The organism is Sphingorhabdus sp. (assembly GCF_046596595.1).
GTDB lineage: Bacteria > Pseudomonadota > Alphaproteobacteria > Sphingomonadales > Sphingomonadaceae > Sphingorhabdus_B.
Map to the genome: position 1 here is coordinate 58,708 of NZ_JBKJMB010000036.1, position 19,303 is coordinate 78,010.

Annotated in this window: 17 protein-coding genes; 14 read left to right on the forward strand and 3 right to left on the reverse strand. The window is 54.0% G+C overall.

Features of this window, described 5'->3' with window-relative positions:
* The first annotated feature begins 83 nt into the window (after positions 1 to 83).
* Both ACLL9E_RS03210 and ACLL9E_RS03215 read left to right on the forward strand, forming a co-directional pair.
* Positions 84 to 2,006, forward strand: a complete 1,923-nt coding sequence (locus ACLL9E_RS03210) for a CocE/NonD family hydrolase (protein WP_411290297.1) — start codon at positions 84 to 86, stop codon at positions 2,004 to 2,006.
* Positions 2,007 to 2,170: 164 nt separating this feature from the next.
* Complete coding sequence (locus ACLL9E_RS03215) at positions 2,171 to 3,400, forward strand: threonine synthase (RefSeq protein ID WP_411290298.1); 1,230 nt, start codon at positions 2,171 to 2,173, stop codon at positions 3,398 to 3,400.
* A gap of 170 nt (positions 3,401 to 3,570) precedes the next feature.
* Here the strand turns inward: ACLL9E_RS03215 and ACLL9E_RS03220 are convergent, their stop codons facing one another.
* Both ACLL9E_RS03220 and ACLL9E_RS03225 read right to left on the reverse strand, forming a co-directional pair.
* Positions 3,571 to 5,181 (reverse strand): M28 family peptidase, encoded by a 1,611-nt coding sequence (locus ACLL9E_RS03220; protein ID WP_411290299.1) that lies wholly within the window; start codon positions 5,179 to 5,181, stop codon positions 3,571 to 3,573.
* Positions 5,182 to 5,603: 422 nt separating this feature from the next.
* The gene (locus ACLL9E_RS03225; protein ID WP_411290300.1) at positions 5,604 to 6,500 is read right to left on the reverse strand and encodes a helix-turn-helix domain-containing protein; all 897 of its coding nucleotides are present in this window, start codon (positions 6,498 to 6,500) and stop codon (positions 5,604 to 5,606) included.
* 113 nt (positions 6,501 to 6,613) lie between these two features.
* Here ACLL9E_RS03225 and ACLL9E_RS03230 point away from each other — a divergent pair, with 113 nt between their 5' ends.
* The 12 genes from ACLL9E_RS03230 to ACLL9E_RS03285 all read left to right on the forward strand — a co-directional run bounded on the left by ACLL9E_RS03230 (position 6,614) and on the right by ACLL9E_RS03285 (position 17,614).
* Entirely contained in the window at positions 6,614 to 7,477 is an 864-nt protein-coding gene (locus ACLL9E_RS03230) for an SH3 domain-containing protein (protein WP_411290301.1), read from the forward strand.
* Between the two features lie 277 nt (positions 7,478 to 7,754).
* Positions 7,755 to 9,833, forward strand: a complete 2,079-nt coding sequence (locus ACLL9E_RS03235) for a hypothetical protein (RefSeq protein WP_411290302.1) — start codon at positions 7,755 to 7,757, stop codon at positions 9,831 to 9,833.
* Positions 9,834 to 10,073: 240 nt separating this feature from the next.
* Positions 10,074 to 10,517 (forward strand): hypothetical protein, encoded by a 444-nt coding sequence (locus ACLL9E_RS03240; RefSeq protein ID WP_411290303.1) that lies wholly within the window; start codon positions 10,074 to 10,076, stop codon positions 10,515 to 10,517.
* Positions 10,518 to 10,606: 89 nt separating this feature from the next.
* Positions 10,607 to 10,975, forward strand: coding sequence for a SnoaL-like domain-containing protein (locus tag ACLL9E_RS03245; RefSeq protein ID WP_411290304.1), 369 nt, complete (start codon positions 10,607 to 10,609; stop codon positions 10,973 to 10,975).
* Positions 10,968 to 11,609, forward strand: a complete 642-nt coding sequence (locus ACLL9E_RS03250; protein WP_411290305.1) for a hypothetical protein — start codon at positions 10,968 to 10,970, stop codon at positions 11,607 to 11,609. The genes ACLL9E_RS03245 and ACLL9E_RS03250 overlap by 8 nt, the downstream gene beginning before the upstream one ends.
* Positions 11,609 to 12,907: an MFS transporter gene (locus tag ACLL9E_RS03255; protein WP_411290306.1), complete on the forward strand. Its 1,299-nt coding sequence runs from the start codon at positions 11,609 to 11,611 to the stop codon at positions 12,905 to 12,907. The genes ACLL9E_RS03250 and ACLL9E_RS03255 overlap by 1 nt, the downstream gene beginning before the upstream one ends.
* A 106-nt stretch (positions 12,908 to 13,013) precedes the next feature.
* Positions 13,014 to 13,223 carry a hypothetical protein gene (locus tag ACLL9E_RS03260; protein ID WP_411290307.1) on the forward strand — a complete coding sequence of 70 codons (210 nt, stop codon included), beginning with the start codon at positions 13,014 to 13,016 and terminating at the stop codon, positions 13,221 to 13,223.
* A 111-nt stretch (positions 13,224 to 13,334) separates the two neighbouring features.
* Positions 13,335 to 13,697 (forward strand): DUF411 domain-containing protein, encoded by a 363-nt coding sequence (locus ACLL9E_RS03265; protein WP_411290394.1) that lies wholly within the window; start codon positions 13,335 to 13,337, stop codon positions 13,695 to 13,697.
* A 15-nt stretch (positions 13,698 to 13,712) separates the two neighbouring features.
* Positions 13,713 to 14,111 (forward strand): BLUF domain-containing protein, encoded by a 399-nt coding sequence (locus ACLL9E_RS03270; RefSeq protein ID WP_411290308.1) that lies wholly within the window; start codon positions 13,713 to 13,715, stop codon positions 14,109 to 14,111.
* A gap of 136 nt (positions 14,112 to 14,247) precedes the next feature.
* Complete coding sequence (locus ACLL9E_RS03275; RefSeq protein ID WP_411290309.1) at positions 14,248 to 15,681, forward strand: histidine kinase dimerization/phosphoacceptor domain -containing protein; 1,434 nt, start codon at positions 14,248 to 14,250, stop codon at positions 15,679 to 15,681.
* A gap of 164 nt (positions 15,682 to 15,845) precedes the next feature.
* Positions 15,846 to 16,691 (forward strand): metallophosphoesterase family protein, encoded by an 846-nt coding sequence (locus ACLL9E_RS03280; RefSeq protein WP_411290310.1) that lies wholly within the window; start codon positions 15,846 to 15,848, stop codon positions 16,689 to 16,691.
* A complete protein-coding gene (locus ACLL9E_RS03285; protein ID WP_411290311.1) occupies positions 16,688 to 17,614 on the forward strand; it encodes a diacylglycerol kinase family protein in 927 nt (308 codons plus the stop codon). The genes ACLL9E_RS03280 and ACLL9E_RS03285 overlap by 4 nt, the downstream gene beginning before the upstream one ends.
* A 51-nt stretch (positions 17,615 to 17,665) precedes the next feature.
* Here ACLL9E_RS03285 and ACLL9E_RS03290 read toward each other — a convergent pair whose 3' ends face one another.
* A complete protein-coding gene (locus ACLL9E_RS03290) occupies positions 17,666 to 19,171 on the reverse strand; it encodes a tryptophan halogenase family protein (protein ID WP_411290312.1) in 1,506 nt (501 codons plus the stop codon).
* Positions 19,172 to 19,303: the final 132 nt, after the last annotated feature.

The following is a 19,303-nucleotide window of genomic DNA, read 5'->3' on the forward strand; positions in this document are numbered from 1 at the left end:
ATGCGCTATTTGCTATGGGTAGATCGATTTAAACTTCCCAACTGTTTTTCCCCCAGACTACGACCCTCAGAAAGATTTTTTGGATGACGAAGCTATTCTTATCAAAAGTGCAAATTATTGTTGCGCTTATTACGTTCTCGCTTCTGGTACCTTCATTGGCATTAGCCCAAGAGGCTAAGTTTCCGCCTAGCGACATCCCAGAAAAATTCTTACCTCCTGAAGATGCAAACGACTATGTAAAACGGGAAGTAATGATCCCGATGCGAGACGGCATAAAGCTTTACACTGTGATAGTGTTTCCCAAAGGAACAGCGAACGCGCCGATCGTCCTGACGCGCACGCCATACAATGCTTCAAAGCGCGCCAACCGGATGGATAGCCCGCATATCCTCTCCACGCTGCCCTTGGCCGATGAGATATTCGTGAAGGCTGGGTATATTCGTATTTATCAAGACATTCGGGGAAAATATAAGTCGGAGGGCGACTATATCGTCACCCGCCCTGTGCGTGGGCCGCTCAATCCAACCAGTGTCGATCATGTAACCGATGCGTACGATACGATTGATTGGTTGGTCAAGAAAGCAAACCTTGCCGAATCCAACGGCCGCGTCGGTATGATCGGATCGAGCTATGAAGGCTTCACGGTTGCCATGGCGCTACTTAACCCGCACCCTGCACTCAAGGTTGCTGTTCCTGAAAGTCCGATGATCGACGGTTGGATGGGCGACGACTGGTTCCATTACGGTGCCTTTCGCTTAGCCAATATAGGATGGATCGGATCACAGACTGGATACAAGGGCGAAGGCAAGGACCCTTCGACCGGCATATATGATAATTATGAAGAGTTCCGCCGTTTAGGTGGGGCAAACGAATGGGCAAAGGCATCGGGGTTCGACCAGTTGCCCGCATGGCAGAAAATGGTCGCCCATGTAGCCTATGACGATTTCTGGCAGGGGCAAGCTCTGGATAAGCTGCTTGCTGCCAACCCGTCCAATGTGCCGACGTTGTGGGAACAGGGGCTGTGGGACCAGGAAGACATGTACGGAGCAATCACTGCGTGGGAAGCTCTAAAAGCCAAGGGCAAAATGGCCAACAATTTTTTGGTTATGGGGCCATGGAGGCACAGCCAAATTAATCGCGAGGGACGAGAGCTGGGCGAGTTCAAGTGGGACGGCGATACCGCTGCCTACTTCCGCGAGCAGATGGTGCTGCCCCTTTTCAACCAATACCTAAAGGATGGCCCAGCAGCCAATCTGCCAGCCGCGACCATTTATAATACGGGTGAGAACCGCTGGGATAGGTTTTCCGATTGGCCATTAGCCTGCCCAACGAAATGCGCCGCACCACTCAAGGCTATTTATCTGAAAGATGATGGTGTGCTCGGCTTTGACAAAGGTGCAGAAGGCGGTGATAGCTATGTTTCAGACCCGGACAAACCTGTGCCGCATTTACCTCGTCCGGTGAATTTCAGTGATGGTCGCTGGGGCGACTGGCTTGTTTCTGACCAACGCCATGCCGACGGCCGAACTGACGTAATGACATATCAAACGCCTGTACTAACTGAAGCAGTGCGTCTGTCTGGTGCCCCGTTAGCGGAGATTTTTGCAAAGACGTCGGGCAGTGATGGTGACTTTGTTGTGAAACTTATTGATGTGTTTCCTGATGAAATGGCGACCGAGCCTAAAATGGGGGGATATCAGTTAGCGATCTCGCTCGACATATTCCGAGGCCGCTATCGGGACAGCTTCGAGAAGCCAACGGCGATTCCGGCTGGAAAAGTGCAACGCTACAGTTTTCGGCTCCCAACAGTAAATCATGTGTTCCAACCAGGGCATCGGATCATGGTACAGATCCAATCAAGCCTGTTTCCGTTGTATGATCGTAACCCGCAGAAGTTTGTGCCTAACATTTTCTTGGCCAAGAAATCTGATTATCAAAAGGCGACCGTAACGTTAGAACGCGGCGGAGCGACTGCTAGCGCTGTGTGGCTGCCAATTGTTGATTAACATTTTTGTTTTGAGCGGGGGCTTCTGAAAGGCTCCAGCCTGTTTATTTACGCAGAAGTAACGCCGGTGCGTTCGACAATTGGTCAACTCATGACGAGTTGACCCCACGGCGGTTATTGCTCAAATATTTGAATACTAACACATTAATCGGAGCGATCGTATCAATGGAATTAGCCCACAACATCGTTGCCCAACGCAAGTCGTTTGTAACGCATCTTGAATGCTCAATCACGGGTGAGATTTATCCTGCTGATCAAATCCATGGACTTTCGCGCGCTGGACGCCCGTTGCTCGTTCGGTACGATCTTGCTGCTATTCGCGCGCATCTGTCGCGGTCCGAGCTGGAAGGTCGTGGCACTGATCTATGGCGTTGGAGAGAGTTGCTACCGGTAAGGAACACCGAAGACATCGTCAGTCTTGGTGAGATTGAGACTCCGCTTGTGCCCATACCCAAATCAGGCGGCGCAAATGTTCTGGTGAAGGACGAAGGACGATTGCCTACAGGATCTTTCAAGGCACGTGGATTGGTCATGGCAGTCTCAATGGCCAAAGCGCTTGGTATCAAGCGCATAGCCATGCCAACCAACGGCAATGCTGGCGCAGCTTTGGCCGCATATGCAACGCGATGCGGCATTGAGACCATAGTTCTGTGTCCTGAAGATACGCCTGAAATTAATGTCCGGGAGATTGCCTTGCAGGGTGCCAGGGTATGGCGCGTGAACGGGTTGATTGATGAATGTGGCGTGATTGTAGGCCAAGGAGCAGCTGAGGGGCACTGGTTCGATTTTTCGACCTTGAAGGAGCCTTATCGGATCGAGGGCAAGAAAACGATGGGTCTGGAGCTTGCCGCACAGCTTGGTTGGAAGCTGCCGGACGCTATCTTTTACCCAACCGGAGGCGGAACTGGCCTTATCGGCATGTGGAAGGCTTTCAACGAACTTGAAGAACTTGGTTGGATAGGTCCAGAACGTCCAAAAATGTTCGCTGTGCAAGCGACAGGATGCGCGCCAATCGTCAAAGCGTTCGATGACGGCGTCGAACATGCTGAGCGTTGGGAAAATGCGCACACTGTGGCCGCTGGAATCCGCGTTCCCAAGGCTGTAGGTGATTTCATGATATTACGCGCAGTCCGTGAAAGCGGTGGCATAGCGATGGCTGTGAATGACGAGCAGATTGAACATGCAGTGTTGCAAACAGCAAAGCTGGACGGATTGTTGCTTTGTCCTGAAGGTGGAGCAACACTTGCGGCTTACCATGATGCCCTTGCGCTGGGACATGTTACGCACTCCGACAGAGCGGTGTTATTCAATTGCTCGACCGGATTAAAATACCCCATGCCCGCAGCGCCACAGTGGCTCGACCGAAACGCCCCAATGGATTTTAGCGTGCTCTAAACTTCGTGGCGATCCCAAAACCAGACAGTCAGATCCCGGCCCAGGTTCAGCCATTCGGCTGAGCCCAACCTGGACCTTCACGGCTGATAAGCAATCGATCTTGAACGAACTCCCAAGAATTGTGGAACGGCAGCTAGGTTCGCACCGATCACGATCGACGCAGATGAGTCTTAGCGCCGCTCACCTTCACTTGATCGGCGCGCTGCCGCGTAAGCACTGCCTGGAAGCCAGCCGGGCCAGTACACTGCGTCCGCCACCATCTGCCCAACCCTGTAGGCGGCGAGCGCCTCCTGCGCGGTGCCCGCAAACGTCCAGCTGGCACTGAATTCATCGCACGGCTGGTGATAGCAGCGCACATTATAGGCTTCGACGATCTGCTGACCGGCCTTGACCCCTCCAACCTTAAGGTCCCGCCCCGCCCGGAAGGCAAGTGCCGGCACGCCCCGTTGCGCGAAGGGGAAATGGTCGGACCGGAAGTACCAGCCAGCCTCTGGGCTGGGCTCAGGTTCAACCTGCAAGCGCTGCTCGCTTGCGGCCTTGACGAGCAGGCCCTCGAGGTCGGTCTGCCCCGGCCCAATAAGCTCAAGGTTGCGGGCCGCTGGCAGCACGACATGCGGGTCGAGATTGATGACTGCCGCGGTGCGCGCCAGCGAATAGAGCGGGTGCTGAGCGTAATATTCCGCTCCGAGCAGCCCCTTTTCCTCGGCTGTCCAAGCCGCGAATACAACTGAGCGCGCCGGCCGCTTGCCGGCCGAGAAGGCTCGCGCCACCTCCAGCAGTTCGGCCGTGCCGGTTGCATTGTCGACCGCCCCGTTGCGGATCGTGTCGCCACTCCGGTCAGGACCGTTGTGCCCGTTGGCGTCCCAGTGCGCGCCGTAAAGGAGAAACTCGTTCGGCCGGTCCGCTCCGCGCAGGATGCCGACGACGTTGTGGCTGACCACCTCCTTAGCGATGTTGGTCGCGGAAACACTGACGGTTGCCTCTAACGCAAATGCCCTGAAAGCGGCCGAACGCGCCCGCTGTTTCAATGCCGGAAGGGTGAGCCCTAATCGCGCAAGGATGGGCAAGATCGCAGACCCGCGCACTATTCCGCTGAACTGGAGTGTGTTGGACTTGAGCGGCGCATAAGCGAAACTTGGCACGCGGATGCTATCGCCGGCTTGGGCATAGGGCCAGCTATAGGCTGCAGCTTCATGGATGAAGAGCACGCCAATAGCGCCCGCCTTTGCCGCTGCCGCTGCTTTGGTACCGCCGCGCCCACTGAACACCAGGGACCGCCCACCGAATCCGAGGTCCTTGCCGCCCTCCAAGTCCGGGTCCCCAGCAAGCATGATGACCACCTTGCCCTTGACGTCCACCCCTTGGAACGCATCCCAACCCCGCGCCGGGTCGGGTGCTCCCCAGCCTGCAAAGACCAGAGGTGCATCGGAGAGGCTTGTCACACCCGCATTTGTCGGATTGATGTCGAGATCGGGTCCATCGCGAAGAACTGTCACCTTTTCACCAGCGCGCATCGTCGCCGTCCCACCTGGAGCCGTGTCGAGCCGTACCAGCGGCACCGTCTGGAACCAGCCACCATCCTCGCCGCCAGGTTCCAGCCCCGCCGCCGCCATCTGCTTGGCCAGGTAGGCGATGGTGGCCGCCTCCCCTTCCTCGCCCGGCCCTCGTCCAGCGAAGTCATCAGAAGACAGGGTCTGAACATCGGCCTTGATCCGCGCGGGATCGATCGGCCCGGCAGCGATGAGGGACAGGGCAACCAAAGGCAAAAGTACAATACGCATTGCCGCATGATAACGGCTCGGACGTGCCCGGCCAAGCTCCATCTGGCAGATCACAAAGCAAGGGCGCAAAAATAGGCGCGAATCTTCTGACGAAAATGCTGCCTTATTTGCCCGAGACAGCTCATCTACCCAATCTTGCATTCGCGTCCGCTCAGACTGCCAAGTCACCTGCGAGCCGACTGTCGGCAATCCGCCCAAAACCGGCCATCATGACTAGACGAATACCATGATCAACGCTGCGGCAGCATTCAGGCGACTGTCACCGCTCTCGGAACGACCGCATTTGGGTGGGAAGCGGAACGGCAACTTTTAGCCAATTAAAACCAAAAGCAACCGTTTTGGGCAGTTGGCGGCACGACAGCTTCGCGCCCAAATGCAGACAGCCAAGATACTTTGGTTCAGCCTACAAATGGATATAATATTCACCCCGCTGCTAATTCTGGTCGTTCCGGTGCAGAATGAAGCACTTGCATTGCGGCACCGGCTGAAGCCATCCGCGCACGTGCTGCTGCTCCCAAAATGGGGTGACCCAAACTTGCATATTGTCGAGCCGACATCCCCATAAACCTTTTGAAATCGCGCGTAAAATGCGCCTGGTCAAAATATTGATTGTCGAGTGTGTCGATCCAGCGCATCGATGGGTCAAGCATGAATTGAGATAGTGAACGAAGAAACCGTTGGCGCCGCAAAAGCAATTTTGGCGTAAAGCCGAACGCGCGTCGTGACAGCCTCTCTGTTGATCGTGGTGACATACCGACAAGTTCAGAAAACTGGAGCACCGAAGATACATCGCTATCCACTAGTGCTGTCTGGGCTAGGATGATGCGCTGATCTTCCTCTTCATCGTCATTTCCATTTAATAAGGCCAAAAAATGGGCATCGATTTCCCCCAACTCTTGGTCAAGCTCTAGATTGCCCTGACATAGCACGCTACCTAGCCCGCTTAGATGAGCAAACGTTTTATCCGCCGCACCATCCACAAAACGGTCAGCATATATCTCAGCTGGAGCGCCAACAAAGCGAGCCCAGCCTAAAGGCAGTAATCCGACACCCCACGCGCGCATATTTCCAGCAGCGAATTGGCAAGCGCGGCTGGTAGGACCAGTCACGCTGACCGCATGCGTTTCTAATAGTGGCCCAACGCCGATCGATGCGAGTGGCAATACACCACGAATAAAACGCAAGTTAGCCCATTCCGGATGAAGGTAATCGGTAACGCGCTCTCCATCTTGGGCGGTCACCTCGGTTAGGTAGTAAATGGTAATATAGCCAGTTAGAGCTTCGTGGGGCTGAAAGAAACGTACTTTAACATCAGCCATATTCACCTGCTTAAATCTGGATGGACTTCTTTAATACGTGGCACGCCTGTCGCGTATTTACAATAAAATCTGAGCTTGCTGACATAAGCTTGGGAATCAACAGGGGAACGATCATGAAATTTGGACAAAAAACAGCAACTGCGGCAATAATGGCGTTGTCTTTAAACAGCATGGTCTTCGCGAAAGAAGCGCCGGTAGAACTGGCAAAATGTTCAACAAATCTGGGTACGATAGCAGTCGTCGAAGGTGACACTCAAGGTTGGGTCAAATATAATCTGGGCAGCCCGCGTGAATTAATCGCAGCGATGGCGATCGAGTCTGGGTGTTTTACGCCACACAACATGGCAAGCGGAAAGCCGGTCACTTATCTAATGAACGTCATTGCAGGTGACGCGGAGGAAGTGGACAAGGGCATGGAGATGGCCAAAGGCGCTGCGGTGGAAGGACTCGTAAGGTCTGGGGCTGCCGGACAACTTCTCGGCAATGTTCCGATGGGCGGGGCCGTTCTGGGCATGCTTGGCGGATTAGGCGGAAAAAAGAAAACTGTTGCAGCCGGGATCCGCGTAATTAACCCTGCGACTGGTACAACGCTTGTTTCTGGGTCCGGAACAGTAAAAAAATCGACGCTTACTTTCGGCGGCACAGGCGGCTTGGTGCAGAACGCCTCCGGCTACGGGAGCACCAAAGATGGTCAGATGTTGACCCAAGCGTTCGTGACTGCGTTCAACGCAGTCGTTGGCCAGCAGTCCGTGCTCACGTCGATGCCGACGCAGGAACCGGCAGCGGCGGCTTCTTCAAGTGCGACAGTAGCTGTGAACACATCAATGCTTGCAGAACCGAATGTGAAAGCAGCGGCTCTCCGTTCCCTTAGGGAATGTACGAAACTAAACCCAACGGGCAAGCGAAATGGACTATTTATCGAAGTAACAGACAATTTTGGCACGAAGGGTTGGGTCTCTGTTGAGAATTTAAAATAGCAGCCGTTTGGGTTCCATAATGTGGAACGGCCCCAGACCGGTTTTGGAATGGACATACCTATGCCTAAATTCCCAAATCAATTTCTGAAAGCACCTTACTCGGCAATCTTCTTGCAGCAATCCATTGCTGTGCTTGCATATTTCTAAAGGGCGCACTTCGCCTGCCGAGTAGCCTGATTAATTTAACATTGCCCCTTGCGCGATTTACGATACGTTGCCGTGCACCGGTTGGGGGCGGTTTGGGGTGGACCAAATACAACGACATACAGCTTGTAAGTTGGCGCATGTCCGCGTCCATGCATCGCTGTTTGGCGAATTCAAGCTGAAGACTCCCGGCGGATGCGACATCCCGATTTCCAACCGCCGGGCAAAAGCAATATTGGCTATGCTTTGCCTGGATAGCGACGATCCGATCGACCGCGACCACATAAGCAAATTATTATGGTCAGGCCGTTTTGAAAGCCATGCCAAAGCTAGCCTTCGGCAGTGTTTGCTTGACCTTGGCAAATTGCTTGAACCGTTTGGTTGCGATATAGTGCACATCACCCGCAACAGCCTCAGCTTGAATAAAGAAGCCGTCACCACTGACCTTAGCGAACTGGAAACCGCGTTAGCCAATCAGGACATAGTCGCGGCGGCAAAACAGATATCCGCAATCGGTAATTTGCCGCTGGTCAACCAGATGAATTTTGGCGAGGCATTTCACGGCTGGCTTTTGAATCGCCGGTCTCAAGTGGAGCAGCGGTTGAAAATTGCGGTGGACGAGGCGCTTGCCGCGGCTGCAACATGCGGTGACATGGATGGTCATGCGGCGCTGGCAAATGCGTGGGCACTGCATAATCCCTCAGCCTCGACCATGTTGACGGCAACAGCGACTGAAACACAGACGCGCATCGCGGTGCTGCCGTTTCAGGCGCTCAATACCAAGGAAGGTTTTGACTATTTTGCAGACGGTGTTGTCGATGAGATGATCACCACGCTTGGTCAGGTGCCCCAGTTGCTGGTGGCTGGCCGCACGTCTTCCTTTCATTTTCGCGATAGCGATCTGCCCTCGCCCGCTATCGCCAAGGCGCTCAGCGTTGCCCACCTGATCGAAGGGTCAGTACAACGGCAGGGCGAGCGGGTGCGCATTCATGTCCATCTGATTGATGGCGACACCGGATTTGAGGTGTGGGGCGAGCGTTTTGACGGCACACTGGATGATGTCTTTGCGTTACAGGAAAGTATTGCACAGGCCGTTACATCTGCAATCAGCAACGCACTTGGCATAGCGATGCGGCCGCCTCAATTGCGCGGATTGACACATAGCAAAGCGGCCTATGACCTATTCCTGCAAGGCCGCGCGCTGTGTGCGCGGGTATTTGGCGATGGCATATTGGACAGGGCGGTTACCCTTTTTGAAGAGGCGCTGCTGCTTGATCCTGACTTTGCCGAATGCTGGGTGTGGCTTGCCGAAGCGCATCAGCTCGTGGCGGTCTATACCCAGTGCCTCGACCGCAACGCTGCGTCACTGCGGATGGCAAAATGTGCCGAACGGGCCATCACGCTGTCGCCCGAACTTGGCTATCCCCATTCGCTAGTGGGTGTTCACCGATGGACACAGAATGACATTGTTGGCGGTCTCGATTCCGCGTTTGAGGGATATCGCCGCGAACCTGAAAATCCGGCGGTGACTATGCGGCTGGGGTCGTTCCTGATCTATTGTGGCCGGACACAGCAAGCGCGGCCATATGTCGATGCTGCAATCGAACGGGATCCGGTGGATCCCCGCAAATATGCATTGCTTTGGGCGATCCATATGGGTTCCGGCGATCTGAAATCAGCCCAAGCGACCGGTCAACGCATGGTAGATCTTGGTTGGCCGTCAATGTATCTCGCCATCGCCTCGGCCGCCTTGGGGCAGCATGATGTCGCCGTCGAACAATATCAACATACCAAACGACTTGTAAATACCATCATCCTCCCCCCGGTCGGGAGCACGACGATGACTCCCGAACTGATGGACACGTATTGGCAGGTCGCAGCCAAGGGCATTTGCAGCGGGCAGGAAACCGACCGCCTCATCTATGGCCAGTGGCTAGAAATGATGTATGGCACCCTGCACGACAAGGCCGACCTTGCGATCACTGGCCCAGCCATTTTTACAGGCAATGCTGCACTGGTCTTTAAATCACTTGGCGATCACATCAGCCCTGCCAATACCCTCTCCTTTGTCGCACTTTGGTCCGATATCGACCCCATCCGCAAGATTTGGCAGCATGAGGAGTTTATCCCGTTCGCCCAGCGAATCGGAATGGCGAAGGCGTGGGACAAATATGGCTGGCCCGATTTGCTGCCCCCGCCCGCAAATATATAACTATCGATATCAGGGCAAGCACAATTTGACGTCGGATTGACGATAAATTGACGGTAGGGTGCATTGCACTTTACGTTACGGCAACGCATACTCTCCGCTCGGGATCGCAGACATAATTAAAGCTTTGAGCAAGCCGGATAAACGCGGTTCTGCAAGCGGCAAGCCATGTCTGCAATCGCACGACCAATTTTTTTGGGAAGCCACTTCATTGCGAAGCGGCGGTTAACAGGAGAGACGGCAATGCAATTCAAGAAATCATTATGTGTTGGCGCGGCCATGGTCGCCGCCACCTTGGCGGCCCCGGTTATGGCGCAGGAGTCAAACTACAAACCGGGAACGGTGTGGGAGGCAAGCCGGATCGACGTTCTGCCCGGACAATTTGAAAATTACATGGATTATCTGGCGACGACCTGGAAGAAAAATCAGGACCTGGCCAAGTCAGAGGGCATTGTCCTGGATTATCACGTTCTGGCGGTCAACAATCCCCGGCAGGGCGAACCCGACCTGGTCCTCATTGTTGAATATAAGGATTATCAAACAACGGCCCAGCAGGAAGCTTTCCGCAAAAAGGTCAATGCCATGATGGCCATGGATGACCGCAAGCAGGCAACCGCCAATGGTGAGCGCGGCAAAATGCGCGATCTGATGGGTTCGACCGAGTATCAGGAAATGATTCTGAAATAAATGCGACCTTTTCAGGATCATGGCAGGCGGTAACCTCCCAGCGGTGCCGCCTGCCACATTATCTGCTTCATCCCTCTAGCGAGGACGCGATGGCCAGTATCACCGACATTGCCCGCGATTTCACGTCCATGCTGCGTCAGGGCCAGTTCGTGGCTGCGCGTGAGCGATACTGGGCTGCTGATGTCAGGAGCATTGAGCCGCATGACCTTCCGGATGGCATAAAAGCAGAAGTTTTGGGCTTTGATGCCGCGCGCGCGAAGACTGTGCGATGGTTTGTCTCAAGAAAAGTGCGTGATGTTACGATCGATGGCCCTTTTGTGACCGGCAATCAATTCGCTCTGTTCCTCGACATGATGATCGCCGGGCAGCCAAACGGGTTCGCTGAACCCTTCACCGAAATCGCCATTTTCACTGTCCGCGACGGACGCATTAGCGAAGAAAGATTTTTCTATGATTGATCCAAAACACTCGCTTTCACGCCGCGTATTTGGCGGTTCGGTATTGGCTCTAGGTGCAATTGCCGCGTCCAAAACCGTTGCTGCGGTAGAGCTAGCGCCAACACCCGATCAGGCAATGGGTCCCTTTTTCCCAATTGAACGTGTGGCCGACGAAGATGCCGACTTGACCTGGATCAAGGGGCACAAAAAGCGTGCAGACGGCGAGGTCATCCAAGTAACCGGGCGTGTCCTTGACCGCTATGGCAATCCAGTCAGCGGTGCACGGCTTGATCTGTGGCAATGCAATTCACTCGGCCGGTACGCGCATGCCAATGATACAGCGACGATGCCGCTTGATCCACATTTTCAGGGCTATGCCTCCATCAGGACGGGTGCAAATGGTGACTGGCGTATTACGACCATAAAGCCAGCTGCCTATGACTCACCAATTGGCAAGCGGACTCCGCATATTCACTTTGATGTTCAGGGAAAGCGCCATCGGCTGATCACCCAAATGTATTTCTCCGATGATGGCGCAAATAACAGCACAGACAGATTGTACCAGGACCTCGGCAGCAGCGCGGAACGCGCATTGGCGCGGCTGAGCGGGGCCGGGAAATATGACTGGAATATTGTGCTACAGGACGCCGGATAATGATCGCGGTTACCGGCACCGCAACAAATAGCGGCCCCTCGTTCACACTTTGCGAACATCGAAACCTGCGGTTTGTGGCCTTATTCCTGCTGTACTTTGCCCAAGGCTTGCCATTTGGCCTGATCGATTTTGCCCTGCCCGCATGGCTTGCGCAAAACGGCGCTTCTGCCGCTGCAATCGGCGGGGTTCAGGCGCTGGTTATCCTGCCGTGGACGTTCAAGCTGGCTTATGGCTTAGTCATGGACCGATACGCCTTCCTTCCTATGGGACGCAGGCGGCCCTGGATTATTATCGGCCAGTTCGGGCTTGCGGTCGGCTTTTTAGTGATGGCCTATGCCAATCCGGGCGTGCACCAAATCGGTCTTATCGCCGCATTGGCCTTCGCGCTTGGCTTTTCGTCGGCGGTGCAGGATGTGGCAGTTGACGGGTTGGCAGTCGACATACTGCCGCCGCACGAAATCGAACGCGTCAATGGCTATATGTTTGGTGCTCAAGCCATCGGGATCGCTGTGAGTGCGGCTCTGTCCGGATATCTTATCGCCTATGTCGGCCTACCGGCAGCATGTTTAACATTGGCAACCATAATCATCGCTATTTTGATTTTGGTGATCTTTGTGCGCGAGCGCCCGGGCGAGCGCTTTATGCCCTGGACCAAGGGCAGTTCCTCGCAACGCAATCTCGACCTGCATCTGGGTGCATTCGGTCCAATCGTTCGCAACCTTGCCACTGCAATGTTTACCAGACAGACCCTTATCCTGGTCCCCGCTTTGGTTTTTATCGTCGCAGCCTGGGGAATATTTTTGGGACTGGCGCCAATATTTGCGGCCAATGTATTAGGTTGGGAGAAAGCGGTTTACAGTGGCTGGAGCGGTCAGGCCAGTCTGGTGGCCGGCCTTGCAGGCGCTATGTTCTTTGGCATGATGACGTCGCGTTTGGGTGCGCGCCGCATGTTCATTGTGACCGCCTTGGTTGCCGCCGCATCAGCAGCGATTATGCTCCTCCTGCAAGACTATTGGACAAACTCTGCCATTTTCATTGCGGCAATTTTCACGTTTAACGCACTGGTCGTCCTCCGGGGCGTGGCGGCAGGATCACTTGCGATGCGGTTATGTACCCCAGCGATTGCGGCCACCCAATTTGCCGTTTTTATGGCGATCCTTAATCTTGGCCGGACGCTTGCATCGGCGTCCTTAGGCTGGATCGATAGCATCGGCGGCCTCCCGGCAATGTTCACAGCGATGGTGGTTTGCAGCCTGCTCGCAGCGCTCTTTGCATTTTTCGCAAAAGTGGGGCGCTGAACCCGTCCACTATATTCGTTTAGGCTGTCACACAGGCCATTGCCGATGAAGAAAGGTCGTAGTACATCCACGGCATATAAAGGGCATAAGACCGAAGGAAAATGTGGTGACACTTAAAATGATGATTTCGGTTCTTGCGCTGACCTTGTCCACAGTTGCGATGGCTGCAGAGGTCGCGAAACCAGACGCTAAAATGGAATGTTGCTGCTGTAAAAAAGAACAGCAGGGCAAAATGGATTGCTGCAAAGACAAGGCTAAAGACAGTGAAAAAGCCGGTCATGAAGGCCATGATATGGATGGTATGAACCACAAATGATGGGTCACCTTTTCACAGGCTTATAAAAGGACTGGCATATTGATCGGGAAGAGTTTTGCACTGGCGCTGGCGCTTGTTTCAACATCGGCGATGGCAGCGGGCGATATTGTTATGCACCGCGATCCAGGCTGTGGCTGTTGTGAAAAATGGGCGGCGCAAGTCCTGCAAAAATTCGGGCGGACGATAAAGGTCGTCAACACCACTGACCGGGCACCATTACATAAGCGATTAGGTATGCCTGCAAATTTGGCGTCTTGTCATACTGCGATCATCGACGGGATTGCTTTTGAAGGGCATGTTCCCCTTGCGGATATGAAACGGGTGCTCGCCAAGAAGCCAGCCGGAGTCCGCGGCCTCGCTGTCGCCGGAATGCCTATGGGTTCCCCCGGCATGGAAGCCCCCGGATACCCCGCCGATCGTTATGAAGTTATCGCCTTTGGTTCGGGCAAAACAACGGTTTTTGCGCAACATTGATCCAGAGGAAAATTGATGTCCCTTACGCAGATTATATATGCATCCAAGCCATTTGGTTTTGACGCTTCAGTGCTTGACGACATCCTGACAATATCGCGCGTCCGTAACAGCACGTGCGACATCACCGGGACGTTGATTTGCCGGCACGACATGTATCTTCAACTCATTGAAGGGCCTGATTCAGCGATTGAGAGCACCTATCGCCGGATTGAAGGCGATGACCGGCATGTGGAAATGACGTTGCTATTTTCGCGCCAGGTCACCGATCGGCTTTTCCCGCATTGGGCCATGCGCGATGACCCGGCGCGCAGTTGGATGTGGAGCCCGCAAGAGGTCACCGCTGGTGCGATAACTAACGCAACACCCCAAGAAATTCTGGCAATTTTCGAACGGCTGGCGGCTGATCCCGCGTAACCCGTACCCAATGATGTGGGGCGCTTGCAACGCAACAAAGACACGCGCCAATTGTTGACGTGAAGTATAATATATTTGAAAAGCCTATTGGAGCAGAGACGTTCTCGACTTCTTTGCTGGCGGAGACGGGGAGCAGGTGGCCGATATATTTTCCGATCAGATTAGTAATGATGAACTTCAAATACTCGCTGACAATCTGCCAATTCCGTGTTGGATAGCGAGTGCAAATGGTGGCATCTTTTGGTTTAACCGGCGCTGGCATGAATATTGCGGATCTACGGCAGCGGAAATGGCGGGCGGCGGATGGAAGTCGGTCCATGACCCCGAAGACCTGCCCCGAATACTTGCGTCGTGGGAGCCCGCATTTGCGGCGAAATTACCCTTTGAGACAACCATGCGTCTTAAAGGGCGCGATGGTGTGTTCCGTTCGTTCTTAACCAGATTAGAACCTGCCTTCGATGCCGCCGGACAACTCATCCGATGGATTGGCGTGCACACGGATATCTCCGCGCAATTGGAAGCGGAAACGAAACTGAAGGCAGTGTATGAGGTCGAGCGGCAACGCATATCCTATCGAGAGGCGACACTTGCGCAGCTTGCCGAGGGAATCATCATAACGAATGCCGATGGCCGAATTTTATTCGTCAACCAAGCAGCCAACGACTTGCACGGCGTTTTAAAGCTGGACGTTGCTCCGGAAGAATATGCGCAAAGCTACAGTCTGTTCACTGAAGACGGCGAACCGCATCCTTTCACAACCTTGCCCTTGACCCGCGCGGTGGTGAATGACGAAACGGTCATTGGCGCTCGGTGGCGGATCCGTCGGCCCGACGGACACGAGGTACTCGCCATTGGTAACGCGCAACCTGTATATGCCGCCGGTGGCGAAAAAGTTGGCGCAGTTCTGACAATAAAGGATGATACCGCGCGTCATGCAGCGGAAAAAGCCTTGGCGGAAGCATTGGCGGTCAAGGATGCATTGCTCGTTGAAGTAAACCATCGGGTGAAAAACAGTCTTCAGATCGTCACGTCTTTGCTGATGATGCAAGCACAGCGAAGCCAGTCCCCGGAACTGCAAGAAAAATTGAAGCAAGCATGTGCCCGAGTGGATGTCGTGGCGCGGCTACATCAGCATCTTTATGCAGCAGGGAACCACAACAGGGTTAATCTCGGCAGCTATTTGCGCGATTTTGCCCAGGAAACGGTACGAGCGTTTTCGGATGGTGATTCTGTCGAAATCACGTTCAACGAATTGGCAAATATCGACATCGAAATGGATCGCGCGGTGTCGCTCGCATTGATTGTAGGCGAACTTTTGACCAATGCGTTGAAATACGCTTTTACCGGAACGAGCGGCAATTGCATCGAACTGACCATATCATCGACCGAAACCGAAATTTCGATTTCAATCAGTGATAATGGTGTGGGTGTTCCAACCGGTTTTGAAATTGCGGCGTCGCTTGGGTTTGGAATGAAAATCGTCACCGGTTTGCTCAAGCAACTGTCCGGAGAACTGACCATAATCCCGCAGGAACGTGGGACAGGCTTTATGATAAGGTTTCCCAGATAATGCTACGATTGCTCGCCACCGACGGCAGTGATCATGTGTAAGCTCCGCACCCGATACCGCCTTGTCAGAGATCATGGGTCCAATGCAGCAGCTATTGGAACGGCGAAGTTTGTCATGCTGGGCTTATCGCTTGAACTTCCGTCAATGTTTAGCGTTTGTGAAGCATGACCCGTATCGCGCATCTGTCCGACGTCCATTTTGGCGCCCACGACCCTGATATCGTCGCTGCATCAGTAGCGTGGATGGAAGTGCATAAGCCAGACCTCATCATCATCAGCGGCGATTTTACCCAACGCGCAAAAGTGGATCAGTTCCGTCAGGCATCGGAATATTTGGACCGCCTTCGTTCCACTGGTTGTCCGACGCTGGTTGTGCCGGGCAACCATGATGTCCCATTATACGATGTCTTTCGTCGTTTTGCAGCGCCGCTAGACCGCTACAAGCGGTTTATTGAAGATGATTTATGTCCTTGGTTCGAAAATGATGAAGTTGCGGTGCTTGGCCTCAACACCGCCCGATCATTGACCATCAAGGACGGGCGCATCAGTTATGAGCAGATAGAAATGCTGCGCGATCGCTTTGCGGAAGTTCCAGCAGGCAAGACGCGCATTTTGGTGACGCACCACCCCCTGTTTGCAATGCCAATTGCCAAAGAGGGCGAGCTAAGCGAAGCCGTCGGGCGGCACCGCGATGCCATCGAAGCCGTCGCAGATGCTGGCGTTCATCTTGCCTTGGCAGGTCACTTTCACCGCACTTATGCAGAATCCGCCCTCAAGATGGTCGAAACTGCACATACCGTCCTTGTCGTGCAAGCTGGGACAGCCACCTCCACACGTTTGCGCAACAATGAATTACAGAGTTTTAACTGGATCCATGCGCGCCGCTATGATGAGATCGAGTTACAGGTGATTGCGTGGAACGGCCGCGAATTTCAGCGCGGAAGCCATGAAAAGTTCACGCATGATGGAAATATTTGGACGTCGCAGTCGATTTCAGGTCCGGAGCAATGATGGATAGAGCAACGGGCGAGAGCGTCCTCCGAGAAATTCCAAGGCAGGCGATACTGATCGTCAACGCAATGAGCCGCAGCGGTGCGGATGTCTTTGATGAGGTGCGCGACAAGCTGATTGCCGCTGGCGTCGAACTTATCGAAGCGCACGCAATCAATAATCCGGATGACATGGAACCAGCCGTGCGTAATGCTGTGGCAAAGGCGCCTATGGTCATCATCGGTGGCGGTGACGGATCGCTATCGTCAAATGTGGATTTCTTTGTAGGCCATGACACGGTGTTTGCATTCATTCCGCTTGGCACGGCCAACAGCTTTGCCGGAACGCTTGGCATTCCCAAAGATATAGACAGCGCCGTTGACGTCATTGCAAATGGCGTGCTCAAACGTATCGACCTTGGGCGCATCGATGGCGATTATTTCGTGAATGCAGCCGCGATTGGTCTGTCGCCAATGATCGCACAGACCGTCCCACATAGGCTGAAACGGTATCTTGGAATTGTCGGCTACCTCATTTGGGCATCATGGTGCGCAGTCCGTTTTCGGCCTTTCAAGATCATCATCACAAGCGAGGATGGCCTGAAGGAGAAATTCTGGGCAACTGAGGTCCGGATTGCGAACGGCAGCCACCATGGCGGGCTTGAGCTTATCGAAAGCCAGCAGGTCGACAGCGGTGTTATCGTCATTCAGGCCGTGACTGGGCGCAGTGTCTGGGGGCTATCATGGAGTTGGTTTGCAACTATCTTCAAATTGCGCGCAAGACACGGCACGACGCGGGAGTTTCGCGGTACGAACATGCAGCTAAATGCGCGGCCGCGTCAGAATATCTCGATCGATGGGGAGGTTGCGGCAACAACGCCGGTCACAGTGAGCATCGCAGGCGATGTCATTGAGGTCGCGGCTCCCCGAGAAGGACAATTTTGACGCCTTCGCCGGCATAAATCCAATAAAGCACCCCGCCCTTTCAAGCGCTTCTCAAGCTGGCGCCGGGCAATATTGCTTCAGATAGTCGCCATGCGTCGGCATATGTTGGACGACAAACTGGATCGATTTTTCCATTTCGTCGAATTCGCGCCGCGTAGTCGGTTCCTTCACCGCATCCGCCATCGCATTGTGCCCGCCCATTTTAATACCCTGCCCCATCATGACGGCGGCCCAGCTGGTTTCGGTAAACAACTCGTCATCTTCGCGGAATATCTGACCATTTTGACGGAACAGGTCCACCTTCTCTGTCAGGCTTTCCGGAACGGGCATGTTGCGACAATAATTCCAGAACGGACTGTCGTCGCGTGTCGTGCTGTTATAATGCAGAATAAGAAAATCACGGATACGCGCGTATTCCTTACCCGTTAATCGGTTAAAGGCGTCTTCCTGCGCTTGCGTGACGCCGTCGAGCGAAAGCAGCGCGATCAATTTGTTGATGCCGGTATTTACCAAATGAAGCGACGTCGATTCCAGTGGTTCCATGAAACCGGAGGCGAGGCCCAAGGCGACAACATTCTTGTTCCAGAACTTCTTGCGCCGACCCGTTACGAAACGCAGGAAATTTGGCTCTGCGCCGGGTTTTCCCGCGATATTGCCGACGAGGATCGCGTGCGCCTCATCATCGGACATATAGTCGCTGCAATAGACATGCCCATTGCCGTTTCGGTGCTGCAACGGCACCTGCCATTGCCATCCAGCCGAATGTGCGGTCGCACGGGTGTAAGGCAGTGGTCCGCTTCCGTCTTCGCGCAGGCAAGGTAATGCAACAGCCCTGTTACAGGGCAAATAATTGGACCAGTCATCATATCCGGTTTTGAGGGCTTGCTCGATGAGCAGCCCGCGAAACCCTGAACAGTCGATGAAAAGATCGCCTGCTAGTATATCCCCATTGTCCATCGTGACCGATGAGACAAAGCCGCTTTCACCGTCCAATGCGACATCCAATATTCTGCCTTCGCGGCGCACAACGCCTCTTGTTTCAGCATAATTGCGCAGATATTTCGCGTAGCGACCGGCGTCGATGTGATACGCATAATTGACCGGCGGCAGGTCTTCGCGCTGATAGTCCTCGGTCCGGGCAAAGCGCCCGAAATGCGCGGCCATTGTTTCGACGTTGAAAAGCTGAATCGGCCGTTTGTCGCCTGCCTGCTGATATTTGTGCCAGACATGGTGAAACGAAATTCCGTCGACCTGATAACCGTAATTCCCGAAAGGGTGGATATAGCTGTCGCCAATCTTGCCCCAATTCACGAACTGTATGCCAAGCTTGAAACTGCCCTGCACCATTGACAGCATGTCGCGTTCGTCGATCTCAAGCAAACGGTTGAAGTCCAGAAAGGGCGGAATCGTGGCCTCGCCGACGCCAACCGTGCCGATTTCCTCGGACTCAATCAACGTAATCGCCACTTCCCGACCAGCCCGAATGCGCGAGAGTGCAGCAGCAGCCATCCAGCCAGCAGTTCCGCCACCTACAATGATGATATGTTCGATTGCCATCTTGCCTCTCCCTTAGAACTTTACATAGCGACATCAGTCAAATGTGCAAATTGTGAACGTTCATTTTATTCTTGTGAACGCTCTCAAAAATGTTTATGCATCAGGCATAACAATGGGGCAATACCCATCAAA